At 68.3% G+C, this 20,250-nt stretch carries 16 protein-coding genes; 9 read left to right on the top strand and 7 right to left on the bottom strand.

Features of this window, described 5'->3' with window-relative positions:
* Window positions 1-9: 9 nt before the first annotated feature.
* The gene (hmgA, locus tag HWX07_RS12435; protein ID WP_175876447.1) at window positions 10-1,344 is read left to right on the top strand and encodes a homogentisate 1,2-dioxygenase; all 1,335 of its coding nucleotides are present in this window, start codon (window positions 10-12) and stop codon (window positions 1,342-1,344) included.
* Window positions 1,341-2,645 (top strand): fumarylacetoacetase, encoded by a 1,305-nt coding sequence (gene fahA, locus HWX07_RS12430; protein WP_175876446.1) that lies wholly within the window; start codon window positions 1,341-1,343, stop codon window positions 2,643-2,645. Before hmgA ends, fahA begins: the two co-directional genes overlap by 4 nt.
* A gap of 206 nt (window positions 2,646-2,851) precedes the next feature.
* Here the strand turns inward: fahA and HWX07_RS12425 are convergent, their stop codons facing one another.
* The 5 genes from HWX07_RS12425 to HWX07_RS12405 form a co-directional block, all read right to left on the bottom strand.
* Complete coding sequence (locus HWX07_RS12425; protein WP_175876445.1) at window positions 2,852-4,012, bottom strand: MFS transporter; 1,161 nt, start codon at window positions 4,010-4,012, stop codon at window positions 2,852-2,854.
* A 93-nt stretch (window positions 4,013-4,105) separates the two neighbouring features.
* On the bottom strand, window positions 4,106-5,275 hold the full coding sequence (locus tag HWX07_RS12420; RefSeq protein WP_175876444.1) for an MFS transporter: 1,170 nt from the start codon (window positions 5,273-5,275) through the stop codon (window positions 4,106-4,108).
* Between the two features lie 222 nt (window positions 5,276-5,497).
* Window positions 5,498-6,241 carry a 5,6-dimethylbenzimidazole synthase gene (bluB, locus tag HWX07_RS12415; RefSeq protein ID WP_175876443.1) on the bottom strand — a complete coding sequence of 248 codons (744 nt, stop codon included), beginning with the start codon at window positions 6,239-6,241 and terminating at the stop codon, window positions 5,498-5,500.
* Window positions 6,242-6,413: 172 nt separating this feature from the next.
* Window positions 6,414-7,412, bottom strand: coding sequence for a 2-hydroxyacid dehydrogenase (locus tag HWX07_RS12410; RefSeq protein ID WP_175876442.1), 999 nt, complete (start codon window positions 7,410-7,412; stop codon window positions 6,414-6,416).
* A gap of 30 nt (window positions 7,413-7,442) precedes the next feature.
* Window positions 7,443-8,426 carry a LysR family transcriptional regulator gene (locus HWX07_RS12405; RefSeq protein ID WP_175876441.1) on the bottom strand — a complete coding sequence of 328 codons (984 nt, stop codon included), beginning with the start codon at window positions 8,424-8,426 and terminating at the stop codon, window positions 7,443-7,445.
* Window positions 8,427-9,198: 772 nt separating this feature from the next.
* On the opposite strand from HWX07_RS12405, the gene HWX07_RS12400 reads away from it, so the two are divergent.
* Window positions 9,199-10,410 carry an alanine--glyoxylate aminotransferase family protein gene (locus tag HWX07_RS12400; RefSeq protein WP_175876440.1) on the top strand — a complete coding sequence of 404 codons (1,212 nt, stop codon included), beginning with the start codon at window positions 9,199-9,201 and terminating at the stop codon, window positions 10,408-10,410.
* A 27-nt stretch (window positions 10,411-10,437) separates the two neighbouring features.
* On the opposite strand, the gene HWX07_RS12395 is transcribed toward HWX07_RS12400, so the two are convergent.
* A complete protein-coding gene (locus tag HWX07_RS12395; protein WP_124677448.1) occupies window positions 10,438-11,373 on the bottom strand; it encodes an AraC family transcriptional regulator in 936 nt (311 codons plus the stop codon).
* 134 nt (window positions 11,374-11,507) lie between these two features.
* On the opposite strand from HWX07_RS12395, the gene HWX07_RS12390 reads away from it, so the two are divergent.
* From HWX07_RS12390 to HWX07_RS12380, 3 genes are all read left to right on the top strand, one after another.
* Window positions 11,508-12,398 carry an EamA family transporter gene (locus HWX07_RS12390; RefSeq protein ID WP_175876439.1) on the top strand — a complete coding sequence of 297 codons (891 nt, stop codon included), beginning with the start codon at window positions 11,508-11,510 and terminating at the stop codon, window positions 12,396-12,398.
* 126 nt (window positions 12,399-12,524) lie between these two features.
* The gene (locus tag HWX07_RS12385) at window positions 12,525-13,178 is read left to right on the top strand and encodes a hypothetical protein (RefSeq protein ID WP_175876438.1); all 654 of its coding nucleotides are present in this window, start codon (window positions 12,525-12,527) and stop codon (window positions 13,176-13,178) included.
* Window positions 13,179-13,187: 9 nt separating this feature from the next.
* Window positions 13,188-13,817: an RES family NAD+ phosphorylase gene (locus tag HWX07_RS12380; RefSeq protein WP_175876437.1), complete on the top strand. Its 630-nt coding sequence runs from the start codon at window positions 13,188-13,190 to the stop codon at window positions 13,815-13,817.
* Window positions 13,818-13,863: 46 nt separating this feature from the next.
* On the opposite strand, the gene HWX07_RS12375 is transcribed toward HWX07_RS12380, so the two are convergent.
* Entirely contained in the window at window positions 13,864-15,078 is a 1,215-nt protein-coding gene (locus HWX07_RS12375; protein ID WP_175876436.1) for an MFS transporter, read from the bottom strand.
* Window positions 15,079-15,413: 335 nt separating this feature from the next.
* Here HWX07_RS12375 and xdhA point away from each other — a divergent pair, with 335 nt between their 5' ends.
* From xdhA to xdhC, 3 genes are all read left to right on the top strand, one after another.
* Window positions 15,414-16,985 (top strand): xanthine dehydrogenase small subunit, encoded by a 1,572-nt coding sequence (gene xdhA, locus HWX07_RS12370; protein WP_175808644.1) that lies wholly within the window; start codon window positions 15,414-15,416, stop codon window positions 16,983-16,985.
* A gap of 18 nt (window positions 16,986-17,003) precedes the next feature.
* The gene (gene xdhB / locus HWX07_RS12365; RefSeq protein ID WP_175876435.1) at window positions 17,004-19,367 is read left to right on the top strand and encodes a xanthine dehydrogenase molybdopterin binding subunit; all 2,364 of its coding nucleotides are present in this window, start codon (window positions 17,004-17,006) and stop codon (window positions 19,365-19,367) included.
* Between the two features lie 84 nt (window positions 19,368-19,451).
* Window positions 19,452-20,120: a xanthine dehydrogenase accessory protein XdhC gene (xdhC, locus tag HWX07_RS12360; RefSeq protein WP_175876434.1), complete on the top strand. Its 669-nt coding sequence runs from the start codon at window positions 19,452-19,454 to the stop codon at window positions 20,118-20,120.
* The last annotated feature ends 130 nt before the right edge of the window (window positions 20,121-20,250 follow it).

The following is a 20,250-nucleotide window of genomic DNA, read 5'->3' as shown; positions in this document are numbered from 1 at the left end:
AAGGAAACGATGACGCTTGACCTGTCGAAACCGGCGACCGCCGGCTACCTGAGCGGTTTTGCGAACGAGTTCGCGACCGAGGCGCTGCCCGGTGCATTGCCGCACGGCCGCAACTCGCCGCAGCGCGCGCCGTACGGACTGTACGCGGAGCAGCTGTCGGGCACGGCGTTCACCGCGCCGCGCGGCCACAATCGCCGCTCGTGGCTGTACCGGATTCGCCCGGCCGCCGTGCACCGGCCGTTCGAGCCGTATGCGGGCGCGCAGCGGCTCGTGTCGGAATTCGGCGATTCGGCCGACGTGCCGCCGACGCCGCCGAACCAGCTGCGCTGGGACCCGCTGCCGATGCCGGTCGAGCCGACCGATTTCGTCGACGGCCTCGTGACGATGGCCGGCAACGGGTCGGCCGCCGCGATGAACGGCTGCGCGATCCACCTGTATGCGGCGAACCGCTCGATGCAGGACCGCTTCTTCTACAGCGCGGACGGCGAGCTGCTGATCGTGCCGCAGCAGGGGCGGCTGTTCATCGCGACGGAATTCGGCCGGCTCGACGTCGAGCCGTTCGAGATCGCGGTGATTCCGCGCGGCGTGCGTTTCACCGTCGCGCTGCCGGACGGCGATGCGCGCGGCTATATCTGCGAGAACTTCGGTGCGCTGCTGCGCCTGCCGGATCTCGGCCCGATCGGCTCGAACGGGCTCGCGAACCCGCGCGATTTCCTGACGCCGCAGGCCGCCTACGAAGACCGCGAAGGCGCGTTCGAGCTGATCGCGAAGCTGAACGGGCGCCTGTGGCGCGCGGACATTGGCCATTCGCCGCTCGACGTCGTCGCGTGGCACGGCAACTACGCACCGTATAAGTACGATCTGCGCCAGTTCAACACGATCGGCTCGATCAGCTTCGACCATCCCGATCCGTCGATCTTCCTCGTGCTGCAGGCGCAGAGCGACACGCCGGGCGTCGACACGATCGACTTCGTGATCTTCCCCCCGCGCTGGCTCGCGGCCGAGGATACGTTCCGCCCGCCGTGGTTCCACCGCAACGTCGCGAGCGAGTTCATGGGGCTCGTGCACGGCGCGTACGACGCGAAGGCCGAAGGCTTCGTGCCGGGCGGCGCGAGCCTGCACAACTGCATGTCGGGCCACGGGCCCGATGCGGACACGTTCGAGAAGGCGTCGGCGAGCGACACGACGAAGCCGCACAAGGTCGACGCGACGATGGCGTTCATGTTCGAAACCCGCACGCTGATCCGGCCGACGCGCTACGCGCTCGACACCGCGCAGCTGCAGGCCGACTACTTCGAATGCTGGCAAGGCATCAAGAAACACTTCAATCCGGAGCAAAAGTGAGCGATATCCAAGACTGGCGCGCGACGCTCGACCCGGCTCGCAAGAGCTGGATCGACACGGCGAACGATCCCGCGTGCGATTTCCCGATCCAGAACCTGCCGTTCGGAATCTTCAGCGATGCGAAGCAGGGCGTGCGCCGTGCCGGCGTTGCACTGGGCGACCAGATCGTCGATCTCGCGGCGCTCGCGCGTGCGGGCGTCGTGACGCTGCCGGCCGGCGCCGACGTGTTCGCCGCGCCGACGCTCAACGCGTTCGTCGCGCTCGGCCGCGATGCATGGCGCAGTGTGCGCTCGCAGCTGTCGGCGCTGTTCTCGCGCGACAACGCGACGCTGCGTGACGATGCGGCGCTGCGCGCGCAGGTGCTCGTCGCGCAGCGCGACGCGACGCTGCATCTGCCGGTCGAGATTCCCGGCTACACCGATTTCTATTCGTCGAAGGAGCACGCGACCAACGTCGGCTCGATGTTCCGTGATCCGAAGAATGCGCTGCTGCCGAACTGGTCGGAGATGCCGATCGGCTACAACGGCCGCGCGTCGTCGGTGGTCGTGAGCGGCACGCCGGTGCGGCGCCCGAACGGGCAACTGAAGCTGCCCGACCAGGAGCGTCCGGTGTTCGGCGCGTGCCGCAAGCTCGACATCGAACTGGAGACGGGCTTCATCGTCGGCAAGGGCAACGCGCTCGGTGAGCCGATCGCGTGCGAGGACGCGGAAGCGCATATCTTCGGGATGGTGCTGCTGAACGACTGGAGCGCGCGCGATATCCAGCAGTGGGAATACGTGCCGCTCGGGCCGTTCAATTCGAAAGGCTTCGCGACGACGATCTCGCCGTGGATCGTCACGCTCGACGCGCTCGAACCGTTCCGCGTCGCGCAGCCGGAGCAGTCGCCGCAGCCGCTCGCGTATCTGCGGCATGCGGGCAAGCATGCGTTCGATATCGCGCTGGAAGTGACGCTGCGCGCCGAAGGCGCGGCCGAGGCCACGTCGATCTGCCGTACCAACTTCAAGTACATGTACTGGACGATGGCGCAGCAGCTCGCGCATCACACGGTCGCCGGCTGCAACACGCGCGTGGGCGACCTGATGGGCTCGGGCACGATCAGCGGGCCGACGAAGGGTTCGTTCGGCAGCCTGCTCGAACTGACGTGGAACGGCAAGGAGCCGGTCGCGCTGAATGGCGGAGGCAGCCGCACGTTCATCGAGGACGGCGACGAGCTGACGCTCGCCGGCTGGTGTCAGGGCGAAGGGTATCGCGTCGGCTTCGGTACGTGTGCGGGCAAGATTTTGCCGGCGCGCAGCGTGTGACGGATCGCGGCGCGAAATGTGACGTATAGGTCACGCGCAGGTCACGCGTAGTCCGGAAGGACAGGACGGCCCGCATTGCGCGGGCGGTTTCGTTTACCGGGGAATGGGCGCGAGCGGACCGACGTGTACGGGTGCACGATGCTGCGCGCCAACGCCAACGCCAACGCCAACGCCAACGCCAACGCCAACGCCAACGCCAACCCGCATCAGACCGCGCGTTGCACCGCGGCGCGGCGCTCCCACAGCGCGGCCACGACGAACGCGGCGACACAGGCGACCAGCACGCCGATGAGCGCGTTGCTGCCCAGTTGCTCCATCAACGCGCCGGCAACCAGCGGGCCGCCGAAGCTTGCGGCGCTCCACGACGCCGACACGAGCGAACTCGCGGTGACGAGCGCCGCGCCGCGGAACCGTTCGCCGCACGCGACGAGCGACAGCGTATAGATGCTGCCGGCCGCCGCGCCGAGCACGAACAGCAGCGGCCAGCACAGCCACGGATTCGCGATCACGAACGGCAGCAGCGGCAGGCCGGCCAGCACGATCCAGCCGGCGCCGAGGTGCACGCGTTCGCGGCCGAGCTTGTCCGCGAGCCAGCCGATCGGGAACTGCATCGCGGTGTCGCCGAACAGCATGATCGACGCGAGCAGCACGGCGGTCGCGCTCGCGACACCGTGATCCATCGCGTAGAGCGGCAGCAGCGACAGCGCGAGCGTGTCGAACAGCGCGAAGAAACCGGTGCCGATGATCAGCGCGGGCATGCGCGGCAGCACCGCGCGCCAGCTATCGTGCGCTGCGTGATGCGCGTCGTCGCCGGCGAGCGGCGCACGGCGGATCGTCGCGAGCGTCGGCAGCGCGAGCAGGAACAGCGCGCCGCACAGCGCGAAGCGGATGCTCGTCGCGCCGGCGATCTGGCTGACGAGCACGGGGCCGGCCATCTGAAACAACGTGAAATTGGTCGCGTAGATCGCGACGACGCGGCCGCGTGTCGAATCGTCGGCGAGCTGGTTGACCCATGCTTCGCCGATCGTGAACAGCAGCATCAGCGCGGCGCCGCAGAGCACGCGCAGCACGCCCCACAGGATCAGATTCGACGTGAACTGCATCAGCGCGGTGGCCCCCGCGAGCAGCACGACCGACACGACGATCGCGCGGCGTGCGCCGATGTGCCGTGCGAGCGCGGTGACGAACGGCACGATCGCGAGGCCGCCAAGGGCCTGCGCGGCGGTCAGCATGCCGACGACGTTGGTGCCGTGCCCGGCTTCGGTCAGTGCGAGCGCGGTGAGCGGCAGCGTGGCGCCGGTCCCGAGGCCGACCACCGCGACGCTTAGGATCAGCGCGAGGAAATCGCGATTGAGAATGGCTTTCATCGGCCGCGATGCTACACCGCGACCGTTGAAAGGTCCATGAAGGCCATCAGGTTCGAATGGGGTTGCGTACGCAACGATCCCGGCAGGGTCGCGTTACACGTATTCGGTCGGGACGGCCACCGGCCGGCGTTCGAGCGACGCCGACCACAGCGTGAGCGCGAGCGCGGCGATCGCCATCGCGACGCCGACCCACGGCAGGCTCACGAGCGACACGCCCGAGCCGATCGCCATCCCGCCGAGCCACGCGCCGGTCGCGTTGCCGAGGTTGAACGCGCCCTGGTTGAGCGTCGACGCGAGGTTCGGCGCGTCGCTCGCGCGATCGACGATCATGATCTGCAGCGGCGGCACGATCGCGAACGCGAGGATGCCCCACACGAAGATCGTCGCGAGCGCGGCGAACGGCAGATGCATCGTGCCCGCGAACAGCGCGAGGACGATGCCGATCAGCGCGAGCGTCGCGATCAGCGACGGCATCCGGCGCCAGTCGGCGAGCTTGCCGCCGAGCGTGCCGCCCACGGTCAGGCCGAGGCCGAACAGCAGCAGCACGTAGGTGACCTGACGCGGCGAGAAACCCGTCACGTCCTCGAGGATCGGCGTGATGTAGGTGAACACGCTGAACAGGCTCGCGGACGCGAGCACGCTGATGCCGAGCACCATCAGCACCTGCGGATGCTTCAGCACGCTGAATTCGCGCGTGATGCTGGTGTCGGGCATCGCGAGGTTCTTCGGCAGGCACACCGCGAGCGCGGCGGCCGCGGCGATGCCGATGCCGGTGACGGCCCAGAACGTCGCGCGCCAGCCGAACGCCTGGCCGAGTGCGGTGCCGAGCGGCACGCCGAGCACGTTCGCGAGCGTGAGGCCGGTGAACATCAGCGCGATGGCCTGCGCGCGGCGGTTCGGCGCGACGAGGTTGCTCGCGACCACCGAACCGATCCCGAAGAACGCCCCGTGGCAGAACGCGGTGACGACGCGCGCGGCCATCAGCACCGCGTAGCCGGGCGCGATCGCGCAGAACAGGTTGCCGGCGATGAACAGCCCGATCAGGCCCATCAGCGCACGCTTGCGCGGCATCTTCGCGGTGACGATCGCGAGGATCGGCGCACCGATCGTCACGCCGAGCGCGTAGCCCGACACGAGCATTCCGGCGGCCGGAATCGACACACCGAGGTCGCGCGCGACATTGGGCAGCAGCCCCATGATCACGAATTCGGTGGTACCGATTCCAAATGCGGCGACGGCAAGGGCGAAAAGAGGCAGGGGCATCGCGGTAGGCTCGGGAAAGGATGCCGCTCGAGCCAGGCGCGGGAGGCGCGGGGCGGGCGGTCGGTGAGGCGAACGTCAGCCGCGATTCTACTTCAGTGAAAACCCCTATGCTCGGGGCCAAAACGGGTGTTGCCGGCGTGCGACGGGGTGGTAAGCGGCAAGCTCACAGTGTGGGATTCGCGGGAGCTCCAGGGCCGGGATGATGGCGGCTGCCGGAGCGGATCACGCGATGCGTTCGGACGACCCGTCGCGCATCGCGTCCGGCGTGCGCTTCGTTTCGCTGCCCCCATCCGCTGGCGCCGCAGCCGATCCGGCCCCATCGATCGCCGCCGGATCGTCCCAGCCGTTCTCGAACAGGCATGCTTCGATCGGCATCCGCGCGGCCCAGCGCTCTGCTTCGAGCATCGGCTTCGCATAGAACGCATCGACGTGCCCGACGCACAGCACGGCGATCGGCTTTGCGCCGTCGGGCATCCGCAGCAGCGTGCGCAGCGCATCGACGTCGAACAACGACACCCAGCCCATCCCGAGCCCTTCCGCGCGGGCGGCCAGCCACATGTTCTGGATCGCGCACGCGGCGGAGGCCAGATCCATCTCCGGCAGCGTGCGGCGGCCGAACACGTGGCGTTCGCGGCCGTCGGCGAGCGCGACGACCAGCAACTCGCCGCATTCGCGCACGCCTTCGACCTTCAGCCGCATGAATTCGTCCTGGCGCTCGCCGAGCGCGTCGGCGGTCGCGCGGCGTTCGGCCTCGACCAGCGCGTGGATCGAGGTGCGCAGGGCAGGATCGGTGATGCGGATGAAGCGCCACGGCTGCATGAAACCGACGCTCGGCGCGTGGTGCGCCGCGCGCAGCAGCCGTGCGAGCACGGCCGGATCGACGGGCGCCGGCGTGAAATGGCGCATGTCGCGCCGTTCGAAGATGGCACGGTAGACGGCGGCGATGTCTGAATCGTCGAAACGCATGAGCGGCAAAGGCAGGGAAGGACGTCGGCGCAACGATAGCAGACGGCGCGCGCGAAACGTTACTTCAGCCGAAACAATGCGCTGAATTGTTGATGAGGGCGAGCGCGGTGCGCGGCAGCACGCACGAGCAAACGATTGCGGATGCGTTGCACGCCATCAAACGGGCGGTTTCTCAGCGGGTTGCGGTCACGACGTTCTGCGGCGCGCCCGCATGCCACGCTTCGATGTTCAGCAGCGTCGTGTGCGCGATCTCGGCCAGCGCCTCGCGCGTGAAGAACGCCTGGTGCGACGTAACGATCACGTTCGGGAACGTCAGCAGGCGCGCGAGCACGTCGTCCTGCAGCGGCAGGTCGGAGTGATCCTCGAAGAACAGCCCGCTCTCCTCCTCGTACACGTCGAGCCCGAGATGGCCGAGCTGGCCGCTCTTGAGCGCGTCGACCAGCGCCTGCGCATCGACGAGGCCGCCACGCCCGGTGTTGATCAGCATCGCGCCGTGCTTCATCCGCGCGAGCGTCCGCTCGTTGATCAGATGGTGTGTCGACGGCAGCAACGGGCAATGCAGGCTGACGATGTCGGCACGATGCAGCAGCTCGTCGAGCTCGACGTAGCGCGCGCCGAACGCGATCAGCTCGTCGTTGTACGGCGGCACCGAGTGCGCGAGCATGTGCATCCCGAAGCCCATCATGATCTTCGCGAACACGCTGCCGATGATGCCGGTGCCGATCACGCCGACGGTCTTGCCGTGCAGGTCGAAGCCGAGCAGGCCGTTCAGCGAGAAGTCGCCTTCGCGGGTGCGGGCGACCGCGCGCGGCAGGCGGCGATTGAGTGCGAGGATCAGCGCGACCGCGTGCTCGGCGACCGCATGCGGCGAATACGCGGGCACGCGCACGACCGTGATGCCGAGCCGTTCGGCGGCGGCGAGGTCGACATGGTTGAAGCCCGCCGAGCGCAGGGCGATCAGCCGCGTGCCGCCGTCGGCGAGCCGTTCGAGCACGGCCGCGTCGACGGTGTCGTTGACGAACGGGCAGACGACGTCATAGCCGTGCGCGAGAATCGCCGTTTCCGCGTCGAGGTGCGACGGCTGGAAGTGCAGCCGATAGCCGAACTGCCGGTTTGCGGCGGTGAACGAATCGTCGTCGTACTGCCGGCTGCTGAACAGGATCACGCGCACGCTGCACCTCCGATGGCTGACGCGCGCAGTTTACTGCAGGCCCGTGACGATGTCGGAGCGATCGGGGCCGCGTACCGGCCGCAGGAAGCCGTAATCCGCCTGCTCGCGGGCGGCCGGCGCGCTGAAGTGCTCGAGCGCGTGCTCGACGAAGCTGCGGGTGCGGGCCGGCACGTACTGGCGGTTCGGATAGACGAGCGACAACTGCGTGTCGGGATCGTCGATCCGGTAGCCGGCCATCAGCCGCACGAGCGTGCCGTGGTTGAGCGCATCGGCGACGCACGGCTCGGGCAGCACCGCGATACCGGCGCCGGCGACGGCCGCCGCCTGGACGAGCGCGAGCTGGTTGACCGTGCAGGCCGGGCGCACCGTGACCGAATGGGCGACGCCGTCGTGGCCGACCAGTTGCCAGGTCGGTGCGTGCTGGTGCGGCGCAAGCGTGACCCAGTCGTGGCCCGGCAGGTCGTCCGGCACGCGCGGCTCGCCGCGGCGGTCGAGATAAGCCGGCGCCGCGCACGCGACGAACGGGTTCGGCGCGAGCGCATGGCCGATCAGCGTCGGGTTGCCGTCGAGCCGGGTGCCGGTGACGATGCCGACGTCGTAGCCGGAATCGAGCACGTCGAGCGGCCCTTCGGAGACGGTCAGCTGCACGCGCAGCTCGGGGTAGCGGTGCCGGAAGCTGCTGACGAGCGGCGTCAGCGCCAGCGGCGACAGCAGCCCCGACGCGACGACGCGCAGCGTGCCGGCCGGTTCGCGCACCGCATGCGCGACGGACGATTCGAGGTGGTCGAATTCCTCGAGCAGCGCGCGGCAACCATCGAGGTAGCGCACGCCAGCCTCGGTGAGCGACAGGTTGCGCGTGGTGCGGTGGATCAGCCGTGTGTTCAGGTGGCCCTCGAGCATCGCGATCGAACGCGTGACGAGCGCATTGGACACGCCGAGATGGTGCGCCGCGCGCCGGAAGCTTTGCTGCTCGGCGACGCAGACGAATACACGCATGGTCTGAATCTGGTTCATGGCTTGCGTATTTCTGGCCCGGTTGAATGATTATGGTTGTGATTTTTCGCCGCGCAACGTCGAAAGCGCATCGCGCGGTTCCATCTCGCTCTCGTATCGAAAAATCGATTTTCGATTCCGTAGACAATTGTTAAATACAGAACCGATATCCGTCAACCTGAGAAAATGGGCGGCTTGCGTAAAATCGAAATCGCGGGTACCGGTTAACGCTGCAACGCAGCAAGAACGCACCGGGCAAAACCGAATCGGTATTGGAGCATGTGTCGATTAGAGAAATATTTATCAAATTAATCAATGTGTTGTGGGCGATGCGGGCGAGCCGGTACACGGCAATTCCGGAGTCGTTCCCCAATACGATCAGGAATGGTGGATGTTTTTTCCACGTTCGGATTTTGTGTATCGAATTCGCTCAGTGATTTGTATCAGGTGGCCGGTGTATTGCGTTCGATCCGCCAATTGGGGTGAACCGCCGGTTTCGTAGAATCGTCTCGATATTGGCGGAGAAAATCGCGCATACGGAACCCGAATGGAACCGTTTCGCAAGCGGGGGCAATCCTTTTTTCAATCCCGAAGATCATGGCGCACGCGGTGCACGGCCGGCTGGCCCGGTTCGATGACCGGGCCACCGTCGCGCTGTCCGGACGCGCGTGCCTCTTGCGCGAGGCGGCGGAACACGGAATGATCGATCAGTTCGCCGCGTGCAACAGGCGCCGCGCCACGGGCCCCGTGCTGCGGGCGTTCGAGCACTTCCTTTCCTCATCCTTTTCCAGCCATGTCCATCGATTACTCGCCGATTCCCTGTCCCGTCGTCGTGCCGCTCGACGCGATCCTGCCCGAAGAACCGCTGCTGATGATGGGGGCCGGCCCGGTTCCGATCCCGGCCGCGGTGGCCAAGGCGAACACGATCGTGATCAACCACCTCGGCGCGACGATGGCGAAGATCATCGAGCAGGTGAAGGAGATGGCGCGCTACGTGTTCCAGACCCGCACGAAGTGGGTGCTCGGTGTCGCGGGCCCCGGCTCGGCCGCGATGGAAATGGCGATCTCGAACCTCGCATGGCGCGGCACGCGCGTGCTGTCGATTCGCAACGGCTTCTTCAGCGCGCGGATGGCGGAGATGGCCACGCGCGTCGGCGCCGACGTCGCGACGCTCGAAGTGGCCGATCGCGCGGTCGCGAGCCTCGACGAGATCGCCGACGCGATCGCGCGCGAGCGGCCCGAGATCGTCACGATCGTGCAGGGCGAGACGTCGAACACCGTGTGGAACCGCGACCTGCGCGACATCGCGGCGCTCGCGAAGGCGGCCGGCGCGCTGGTCGTCGTCGACGCGGTATGCACGCTGTCGACGATGCCGCTCGAGATGGATGCGTGGGGCATCGACGCGGTGATCACCGGCGGCCAGAAGGGACTGTCGTCGATCCCTGGCGTGTCGCTGATCGCGTTCTCCGACGCTGCGTGGGAGCGCATGAAGACGCGCCCCGAGCCGAACGCGCACTGGTGTCTCGACATGGCGCTCGCGGAGAATTTCTGGCACAACGCCGGCTATCACTACACGGCGCCCGTGTCGGGTGTGCTCGCGCTGCACGAGGCGCTGCGGCTCGTCTGCGCCGAGACGCTCGAAAGCCGCTCCGCGCGCCACCTGCGCTGCTCGCTGGCGCTGCAGGCGGGCGTCGAATCGATGGGGCTCAAGCTCTATGCGCCGAAGGACTGCCGGCTCAATTCGGTGGTCGGGATCGAGACGCCGGAGGGGCTCACGCCCGGGATGGTCTGCGGCCATATCTCGAAGCAGTACCAGGTCGAGATCTCGGGCTCGTTCGGGTTGCCGATCGTGCGGATCGGGCAGATGGGCGAGCAGTGCCGCGAACACAACCTGTTCCGTACGCTGCATGCGTTCGGCCGCACGATGGTCGACCTGAAGGTGCCGGTCGACCTGCCGGCCGGCGTCGCGGCGCTCGAACAGGAACTGTCGCGGCGCGGCGCGTAAGCGCGGAACAGCGGAAAGAGGCCGCGCTCAGCGGCCTTGCATCGCGCGCCGATACGTATTCGGGGTCGTGCCGTGCGCGTCGCGAAAGCGATGGCTGAAGTGGCCGGCGTTCGCGTAGCCGCAGTCGGCCGCGATCTGCGCGAGCGGCAGCGCCGTCGTGCGCAGCAGCTCGCGGGCCCGGGCAAGCCGTTGCTCGGCCACCCACGCGTGCGGCGCGCGGCCGAACGACAGCCGGAACATCCGCGAGAAATGGTATTCGGACAGCGCGGCGACCTCGGCAAGTTCGCCGAGCGTCAGCGGCTGCGTGAGATACGTGTCGATGTAGTCGCGCACGCGGCGGCGCACGGCCGGCGCCAGCCCGCCGCGGAACGACGTGTCGGTGCGCGTCGTGCTCTGCCCGCGCAGCAGCAGGCTCAGCACTTCGTGCGCGGTCTCGTTCACGCGCAGCCGCTCGTCGGCATCGTCCCAGCCATCCAGCGCGAGCGAACGCAGCAGCGCCGCGACGCGTGCATCCTCGAAATAGGTGCGATCGGCGAGCTTCAGCTCGCGCGGCTCACGGTCGAGCTCGCGGATCGCCCGCTGCGTGAAGTGCTCGGGCAGGAAATAGAGGTGGATGAAATGCATTTCGCCGCGCACCCACCAGCGTGATTCATGGTCGCCCGGCAACGCGCACAGCAGGCTCGGCGCGCCGTAGCGCGGCACGCGCTGGCGCTCGGTCCGGTAGCCGCCGTCGAGGTAGCACGACAGCGTGTGATGGCCGGGCTGCTCGTAGACCGTCTCGCTTTCGTCGGTGATCCGCGTCCATTCGGCGATCGCGAGGTGATCGCCGAGCCACGCGAAGCGCTCGAGCGTCGCGTTCGCGTCGGCGAGCGTGCGGCAGACCGACTGCAGGCCGAACGGCAGATCGCCGCCGGCCAGGGCGGCGGCGCGGTCGACGGGCGGGGCGCAGAGGGAGAGACTCATGATGCGCCGAGTATAAGCGGGTGCGCGGCGCTGCGCGCGGCGCGCCGAAAAAGACCGCAATTCCGGACAATCGGCGCGCGCGGTGCGACGGCATAGTCGGGATCCCGATTCACCCGATTTTCCGGAATGCCGCCATGAACCTGTCGCTTTATTTCGTCACCGTGCTGATCTGGGGCACCACCTGGATCGCGATCAAGTGGCAGCTCGGCTCGGTGCCGCCGCCCGTGTCGATCGCGTGGCGCTTCTGGCTCGCGGCCGCCGTGCTGTTCGCGCTGCTGCGCGTGATGCGCCGCCCGGTGCGCCCGCCGCGCGAGGCGTGGCGCTTTCTCGTCGCGCAGGGCTTCGCGCTGTTCTGCCTGAACTTCCTGTGCTTCTACTACGCGGAGCAGGTCGTGCCGAGCGGCCTCGTCGCGGTGATCTTCTCGACCGCGCCGCTGCTGAACTCGATCAACGGCCGGCTGTTCATGGGCCGCCCGCTGCGGCCGTCGGCGATCGCCGGCGCGCTGCTCGGCCTGACGGGCATCGCATGCCTGTTCTGGCAGCAGATGGCCGGCCATCTCGACGACCATGCGACGTGGACGGGGCTCGCGATCGCGTTCGCCGGCACGATGTGCTTCTCGGCGGGCAACCTGCTGTCGAGCCGGATGCAGTCGATGGGGCTGCATCCGCTCGTGACCAACGGCTGGGCGATGCTGATCGGCGCGGCGATCCTGACCGTCGGCAGCGCGGCGGCCGGGATGCCGTTCACGCTCGACACGAGCCCGCGCTATCTCGGCGCGCTGGCGTATCTCGCCGTGCCGGGGTCGGTGATCGGCTTCACCGCGTACCTGACGCTCGTCGGCCGGATCGGGCCGGAGCGCGCGGCGTACTGCACGGTGCTGTTTCCGATCGTCGCGCTGGCCGTGTCGACGGTGTTCGAGGGCTACCAGTGGTCGCCGCTGGCGGTGCTCGGGCTGCTGCTCGTGGTGGCCGGCAATCTCGTCGCGTTCGACCTCACGCGGAGGCTGTTTCTGCGCACGGCTTGACGAATTCCGCGGCAGCGCGAGCGCACGCTCGAAGGAACCGGTACTTGAGGTAATTCGGTTGACGTAGTTGACTTGGTTTCGATTCGGGGCTACGCTCGATTACTTCGGTAGTGACGGGAGTCGAGCATGGTCACGCAAGCTCATACGCTGGAAGGGACGGCTGCAGTCCTTGATGTCGAGACGGAGGAAGCGTTGCGCAGCGCTGTTGGCGCGGCGACCATGCTCGGCCCCGATCGCGCACGCGCGCTGCTCAGGCTGTCCGACGAGCAATTGGGGCACCTGTTCAAGGTCGGCATCGCGCAGGTCATCGATCTGGCCGGCACGATTACGTTCGGCATCGCCGCCGCGGCGACGCGCGACAGGAAGCCCGCTGGCGGGAAGAAGCGGGGGGGCGGCGGCGTCACCGCCGATCTGGAGCGGCACGTGCAGGCGGAGCGGCGCATGCTGGTCACCGACGGCAAGCTGCTGCCGGCCGCGCAGACATGGGCCGGCCTCGGCATGACGCGGCAGGCGCTCAGCAAGGCTGTGGCGTCCGGGCGGATCTTCGCGGTCGATGTCGGCGCTGCCCAGTACTATCCGGCCTTCTATCTGACGGGAGAGATCGATCGCAAGACGTTGGGCAGGGTGACCCAATGTCTCGGCAGTTTGCCGGGATGGAGCAAATGGCAGTTCTTCACCACGCCGAAGGCATCCCTGGGCAACGTTACGCCGCTCGTCGCGCTGTCACGCGGGAAAGTGGACGAAGTCGAGCGCGCCGCCATGGCGTTCGCCGAGCGCTAGGAGGGGCGTTTGCTGACGGCGCCGGGGGAACATTTTGCGAGCGCGACACTGACGACTCGCGACGTTGCACCGACGGAGCTGGTACGCATCTCGCGATATGCGACCGGAGAACCCTACTTCGGGAGATCGGGCGGTAATCGCTTCGACGATCCGCGCAAGCGGCGGCGGTACGGCACCAGCTATTTCGGTTTCGATCTGCATTGCGCATTCGCCGAGACGGTGCTGCATGACGAAGTCGCCGATCTGGCGTTGGGCGGTTTTCCGCTCGTGACGACCGAACTCGATCGCTACGTGCTTTCATTTGTGACGACCGAACTCGATCGCTACGTGCTTTCATTTGACGGTGCGCCGCTGACCGTGGCCGTCCTGCACGGCTTGCCGCTGAAAAACCTCGGTGGCGACGGCGCGTTGTCGACCACCATGCCATACGACGTTCCGCAACGGTGGTCGCTTGCCGTCTACCGGCATCCCCGTCGCGTCGACGGGTTTTTATACATGTCACGTCATCTCAACACGTCGGAAGCGCTCGTGCTCTTCGATCGTGCCGGACCCAAGCTCTCGCTCGGGAACGCCGTTCCGTTCCGGCGCCACCCCGATGCGTTGCGCGTCCTGCGGGACTTCAACGTGCTGCCGCGTTGAGCCGTGTTGCGTGCGTCAACGAGCGTCTAGCCCCATGCCCGGCGGCTTACGCCGCCGCGCCGCGCCCCGCGACGCGCGCCTGCCGCTGGTACAGCACCATCGACAGCGCGACGCCCGCGGCGGCGGCCACCGCCGCGAACAGGAACACCTGCGGATAGCCGAACGCACCCGCGACATAGCCGGCCAGCGGGCCGGTGATGCCGAGCGACAGATCGAGGAACACCGAGTACGCGGACAGCGCCGCGCCGCGGCTCGCGGGCGGCACGAGCGCGACGGCCTCGACGCCGAGCGCCGGGAAAATCAGCGCGAAGCCGAAGCCCGTGAGCGCCGCGCCGACGAGCGCGACGTGCGGCACCGGCGCGAGCCACAGCAGCAAAAGGCCCGCGGATTCGAACGCGAACGACACGATCGCGACGCGGAAGCCGCCGTAGGTCTTGATCGTGTTCGCGAACAGCAGGCGCGCGCCGATGAACAGCGTGCCGAATACCGTCAGCGACAGCGCGGCGTTCGGCCAGTGGCGCGCCGCGTAGTACAGCGTGACGAAGGTGGCGATCGAGCCGAAGCCGGCCGAACCGAGCGCGAGGCCGAGGCCGTGCGGCAGCACGCGCGTGAACACGCTCGCATACGACATCCGTTCGCCGTGCACCAGCGGCACCGGCGCGATCAGGCGGGCGAGGTAGAAGCCGAGCGCGGCCAGCGCGATCACGATCACGCCGATCAGCGCCGGATTCAGCGTATGCGCGATCGCGACGCCGACCGGCGCGCCGAGCGCGAGTGCGCCGTAGGTCGCGATGCCGTTCCACGAGATCACCTTCGCGTTGTGCGCGACGCCGACCCGGCCGATGCCCCACAGGATCGCGCCGGTGCCGCACAGGCTTTCGCCGACGCCGAGCACGAGCCGGCTCGCGACCAGCAGCACGAGGCTCGCGACCGGCCAGTGCGCGAGCAGCAGCGCGACGAGCAGCAGCACGCCCGACACGCCGCAGCCGACCAGCCCGCGCAGCACGGTCTGCTTCGGCCCGAGCGTATCGGCGAGGCGCCCGGCGAGCGGCCGCGATGCGAGCGTCGCGAAGTACTGGACGCTGATCGCGCCGCCCGCGACGATCGCGGAAAAGCCGAGGTCGTCGTGGACGAAGCCCGGCAGCACCGCGAGCGGCAGGCCGATGGTCAGATAGCAGATGAACGTGAAGCAGACGACGGACACGATTTGCAGCGTGACCGCGAACCCGCTGCGCGGCGGTGTGGCGGAATCGGAGGACATGGGGTCGGAACGAATGGCGAAACGAACGGAAAACGGCGGAAAAGGGAATCGGGATTTTCCCATGGAACCGGTTTTCCCGCAGGTACCATTTAGTTAATCGAGTCCCGTTCTGGCGGACCGCGGACGGTCGCGGGCGACCGGGACGGGCCCGAGCGCACCGTGCGGCAAGGGTGTCGGCCGGCCGGGCCCGCATATCGCGGCAGTTATATGAGCCGCATGCGTGATGGGCTATGGGTTGCGGAATTTGACGGTGATAGCGTGCAAACTGTCAGAAAAACGTCGGTCGAGCGCTTCGCGCAGGCCGCCTTGCCCCCCATTTGAAGAAACACCGAGACATGAGTGAGCCGATCCGCTTCTACCATCGTCACGCGATCCGCGAAGTCAGCGGCGCGGACGTGACCCGCACCGTGCTGCAATACCTGCGCGAGGACGCGCATTGCACCGGCACCAAGGAAGGCTGCGCGGAAGGCGACTGCGGCGCGTGCACGGTCGTCGTCGGCGAGCTGACCGATGCCGGCGCGGTCGAGTTCAAGGCCGTCAACGCGTGCATCCAGTTCCTGCCGACGCTCGACGGCAAGGCGCTGCTGACGGTCGAGGACTTGCGCCAGCCGGACGGCACGCTGCATCCGGTACAGCAGGCGATGGTCGATTGCCACGGTTCGCAATGCGGGTTCTGCACGCCCGGCTTCGTGATGTCGATGTGGGCGCTGTACGAGAAGCACGGCCACGAAGGCTGCGGCAGTGCGTGCGCGAAGGCGAAGGACGTGCCGACGCGCACCGAGATCGCCGATGCGCTGACCGGCAACCTGTGTCGCTGCACCGGCTATCGCCCGATCGTCGATGCGGCGGTGCGGATGTTTGATGCAACCGGCGAAGGTGCGCCGGCGCCGGCCGCGCCGGTCGACACGGCGGCGCTCGCCCGCACGCTTGCATCGCTCAAGCGCGACGACACGTTCGACTACACGACGATCGACGGCGCGCGCTTCGCGGCGCCCCGCACGCTCGACGCATTGGCCGCGCTGAAGGTCGAGCGCCCCGACGCGCGCATTCTCGCCGGCAGCACCGACATCGGCCTGTGGGTCACCAAGCAGATGCGCCGCCTCGACGACCTGATCTACGTCGGCCAGATCGCCGAACTGCAGCAGGTCGTGCACGGCGACGACTGGATCGGGATCGGCGCGGGCGTGACGGTCGAGAAGGCCTATGCGGCGCTGGCCGGCACGTATCCGGAACTGACCGAGATGTGGAAGCGCTTCGCGTCGCTGCCGATCCGCAACGCGGGCACGCTCGGCGGCAACGTCGCGAACGGCTCGCCGATCGGCGATTCGATGCCGGGCCTGATCGCGCTCGGCGCGCGCGTGGTGCTGCGCGGCGGCGACACGGTGCGCGAGCTGCCGCTCGAGGCGCTCTATACGGGCTACCAGCAGAAGGACATGGCGCCGCACGAATTCGTCGTCGGCCTGAAGGTGCCGACCCGCACCGGCGCGCGCGACAAGCTGCAATTCCGCACGTACAAGCTGTCGAAGCGCTTCGACTCGGACATCTCGGCCGTGTGCGCGGCGTTCGCGTTCATCGCGGACGGCGACACGATCCGCGAGCCGCGCATCGCGTTCGGCGGGATGGCCGCGACGCCGAAGCGCGCGGCCAATACCGAAGCCGTGCTCGACGGCGCGCAGTGGCACGAAGCCACCGCGCAGGCCGCGATGCAGGCGCTCGAGCGCGACTACCAGCCGTTGTCCGACATGCGCGCGACGAGCACGTATCGGCTCGAGACCGCGAAGAACCTGATGTATCGATTCTGGCTGGAGACGCGTCCGCACGACCCGCTGCCGCCGCAAGCCTTGAACGTGCGCGAAGTGGCCGCCGAAGTCGCCGCTGAAGCGGCCAACGACGCGGCGCGCGTCTGACGAGGGAGAACACCGAACATGAACCAGCAAGCAGAACCGTTCCTGAGCACCCTCGATCCGCAGGCCGACGCCGCGCAGGTGCACGTGTCACGCGCCCACGAATCCGCCCACCTGCACGTGAGCGGGCGCGCCACCTACACCGACGACATTCCGCTCGTCGCCGGCACGCTGCACGCGGCGCTCGGGTTGTCGGCGAAGCCGCACGCGAGGATCGTGTCGATGAACTTCGACGCGGTGCGTGCGACGCCGGGCGTGGTCGCCGTGTTCACGGCCGACGACATCCCGGGCGTCAATGATTGCGGCCCGATCATCCACGACGATCCGGTGCTCGCGAAGGGCGTCGTGCAGTTCGTCGGCCAGCCGATGTTCATCGTCGTCGCGACGTCGCATGAAACCGCGCGGCTCGCCGCGCGCCGCGCGCAGGTCGACTACGAGGAGCTGCCGGCGATCCTGACCGCGCAGGAAGCGCGCAAGGCCGAAACCTACGTGATCCCGCCGCTGAAGCTCGCGCGCGGCGATGCCGCCGCGCGGCTCGCCGCCGCGCCGCACCGCGAGTCGGGCGAGATGCTGCTCGGCGGGCAGGAGCAGTTCTACCTCGAAGGGCAGATCGCGTACGCGGTGCCGAAGGACGACGACGGGATGCACGTGTACTGCTCGACGCAGCACCCGAGCGAGATGCAGCACCTCGTCGCGCACGTGCTCGGCGTCGCGTCGCACAACGTGCTGGTCGAATGCCGCCGGATGGGCGGCGGCTTCGGGGGCAAGGAGTCGCAGTCGGGCCTGTTCGCATGCTGCGCGGCGCTTGCCGCGTGGAAGCTGCTGTGCCCGGTGAAGCTGCGTCCGGACCGCGACGACGACATGATGATCACCGGCAAGCGGCACGACTTCCATTACCGCTTCGACGTCGGCTACGACGACGACGGCCGCATCGACGGCGTCGCGCTCGACATGACGTCGCGCTGCGGCTTCTCGGCCGACCTGTCCGGCCCGGTGATGACGCGCGCGGTGTGCCACTTCGACAACGCGTACTGGCTCGGCGACGTCGACATCGCCGGCTACTGCGGCAAGACCAACACGCAGTCGAATACCGCGTTCCGCGGTTTCGGCGGCCCGCAGGGCGCGTTCGCGATCGAATACATCCTCGACGACATCGCGCGTTCGCTCGGCCGCGATCCGCTCGACGTCCGCTACGCGAACCTGTACGGCAAGACCGAACGCAACGTGACGCCGTACGGACAGACGATCGAGGACAACGTGCTGCAGGAGCTGCTCGGCGAACTCGAGACGACGAGCGACTACCGTGCGCGGCGCGCGGGCGTGCGCGCCTTCAACGCACGCAACACGGTGTTGAAGAAGGGCATCGCGCTCACGCCGGTGAAGTTCGGCATCGCGTTCAACGTCACGCACTTCAACCAGGCCGGCGCGCTGGTGCACATCTACACCGACGGCTCGGTGCTCGTGAACCACGGCGGCACGGAGATGGGGCAGGGGCTCAACACGAAGGTCGCGCAGGTGGTCGCGCACGAGCTCGGCATCCGCTTCGGCCGGATCCGCGTGACGGCGACCGACACGAGCAAGGTCGCGAACACGTCCGCGACGGCGGCGTCGACGGGCTCGGACCTGAACGGCAAGGCCGCGCAGGATGCGGCGCGCCAGTTGCGCGAGCGACTTGCGGTGTTCGCGGCGAAGCAGTTCGGCGACGGCAAGGTCGATGCGGCCGACGTGAAGTTCGGCAACGACGTCGTGTGGGTCGGCGGCGCGAGCGTGCCGTTCGGCGAGGTGGTCGCGAAGGCGTATCTCGCACGCGTGCAGCTGTGGTCCGACGGTTTCTATGCGACGCCGAAGCTGCATTGGGATCAATCGAAGCTGCAGGGCCGGCCGTTCTACTACTACTCGTACGGCGCGGCCGTGTCGGAAGTCGTGATCGACACGCTGACCGGCGAAATGCGCACGCTGCGCGTCGATGCGTTGCACGACGTGGGCGCATCGCTGAACCCGGCGCTCGACATCGGGCAGGTCGAAGGTGCGTTCATCCAGGGGATGGGCTGGCTGACGACCGAGGAGCTGTGGTGGAACGCGGGCGGCAAGCTGATGACGCACGCGCCGTCCACGTACAAGATCCCGACGGTGAACGACACGCCGCCCGAGTTCAACGTGCGGCTGTTCCAGAACCGCAACGTCGAGGACAGCATCCACCGCTCGAAGGCGGTCGGCGAGCCGCCGCTGCTGCTGCCGTTCTCGGTGTTCTTCGCGGTGCGCGACGCGATTGCCGCGGTCGGTGACTATCGCGTGAATCCGCCGCTCGATGCGCCGGCCACCGGCGAGTCGATCCTGCGCGCGATCGGTGCGGTGCGGGCGGCGGGCGCCGCACGGGCAGGCTGAGATGAACCGCCTCTTCACGCTCGCTTCGTGCGCCGGTCCCGACGGGGCGGGCAGTCTCGTCGGGACGGCCCGGCGGAGGCCGACATGAACGGGCCCGCTCGTTCACCGCATCCCGCATCCCACGCGCTGGCCGCCGGCTGCGACGGCGCGTGCGGCAGCGCGCCGTCGTCGATGCAGCCGTTCGCGCAAGGCACCGGCCAGCGCAACCGCGCGACCGGCGCACCGCCGCCGATGCACATCGTGCTGTTCGGCGCGGGGCACGTCGGTCACGCGCTCGTCACGCTGCTCGGCGCGCTGCCGTGCGTCGTGCAGTGGGTTGACACGCGCGACGAGCTGTTCCCGGACGAATGTCCGCCGAACGTGCAGCCGGAGCCGACCGACACGCCGGAGGCCGTCGTCGACGCGGCGCCGCCCGGCGCGTACTTCCTCGTGATGACGCACAACCACGCGCTCGACTTCTCGCTCGCCGCGCAGATCATGCGGCGGCGCGACTACGCGTACTTCGGGATGATCGGCTCGCGTACCAAGCGCGTGAAGTTCGAACGCAGGCTCGCCGCGCGCGGCGTCGATCCGGCGCGGCTCGTGGAGATGGTGTGCCCGATCGGCGTCGCGGGCATCGTCGACAAGGCGCCGGGCGCGATCGCGGTGGCCGTCTGCGCGGAACTGCTGCAGGCCCGCTCGGGCATGCCGGTGGCCGATGTGAAGGCGGCCGTGGCCGGCCGCGCACGCGACGACGTGTCCTGCGCGCGGTAAAGCTGCGATAAAGCCGCGATAAAGCCGCGGTAAAACGGCCATGCCGCGCGGCCGGCGCAGGGCCGCGCGTTTTTGCATACACTGCACGACCATGCGCGGCAGCGGGCCGCGCTTCATCTCACCGTGCACG

This window comes from Burkholderia sp. BCC0097, from assembly GCF_902832985.1.
GTDB classification, from domain to species: Bacteria; Pseudomonadota; Gammaproteobacteria; order Burkholderiales; family Burkholderiaceae; genus Burkholderia; species Burkholderia orbicola.
The sequence above is the reverse complement of the archived record's forward strand: the minus strand, read 5'-3'. Positions and strand labels throughout refer to the sequence as shown.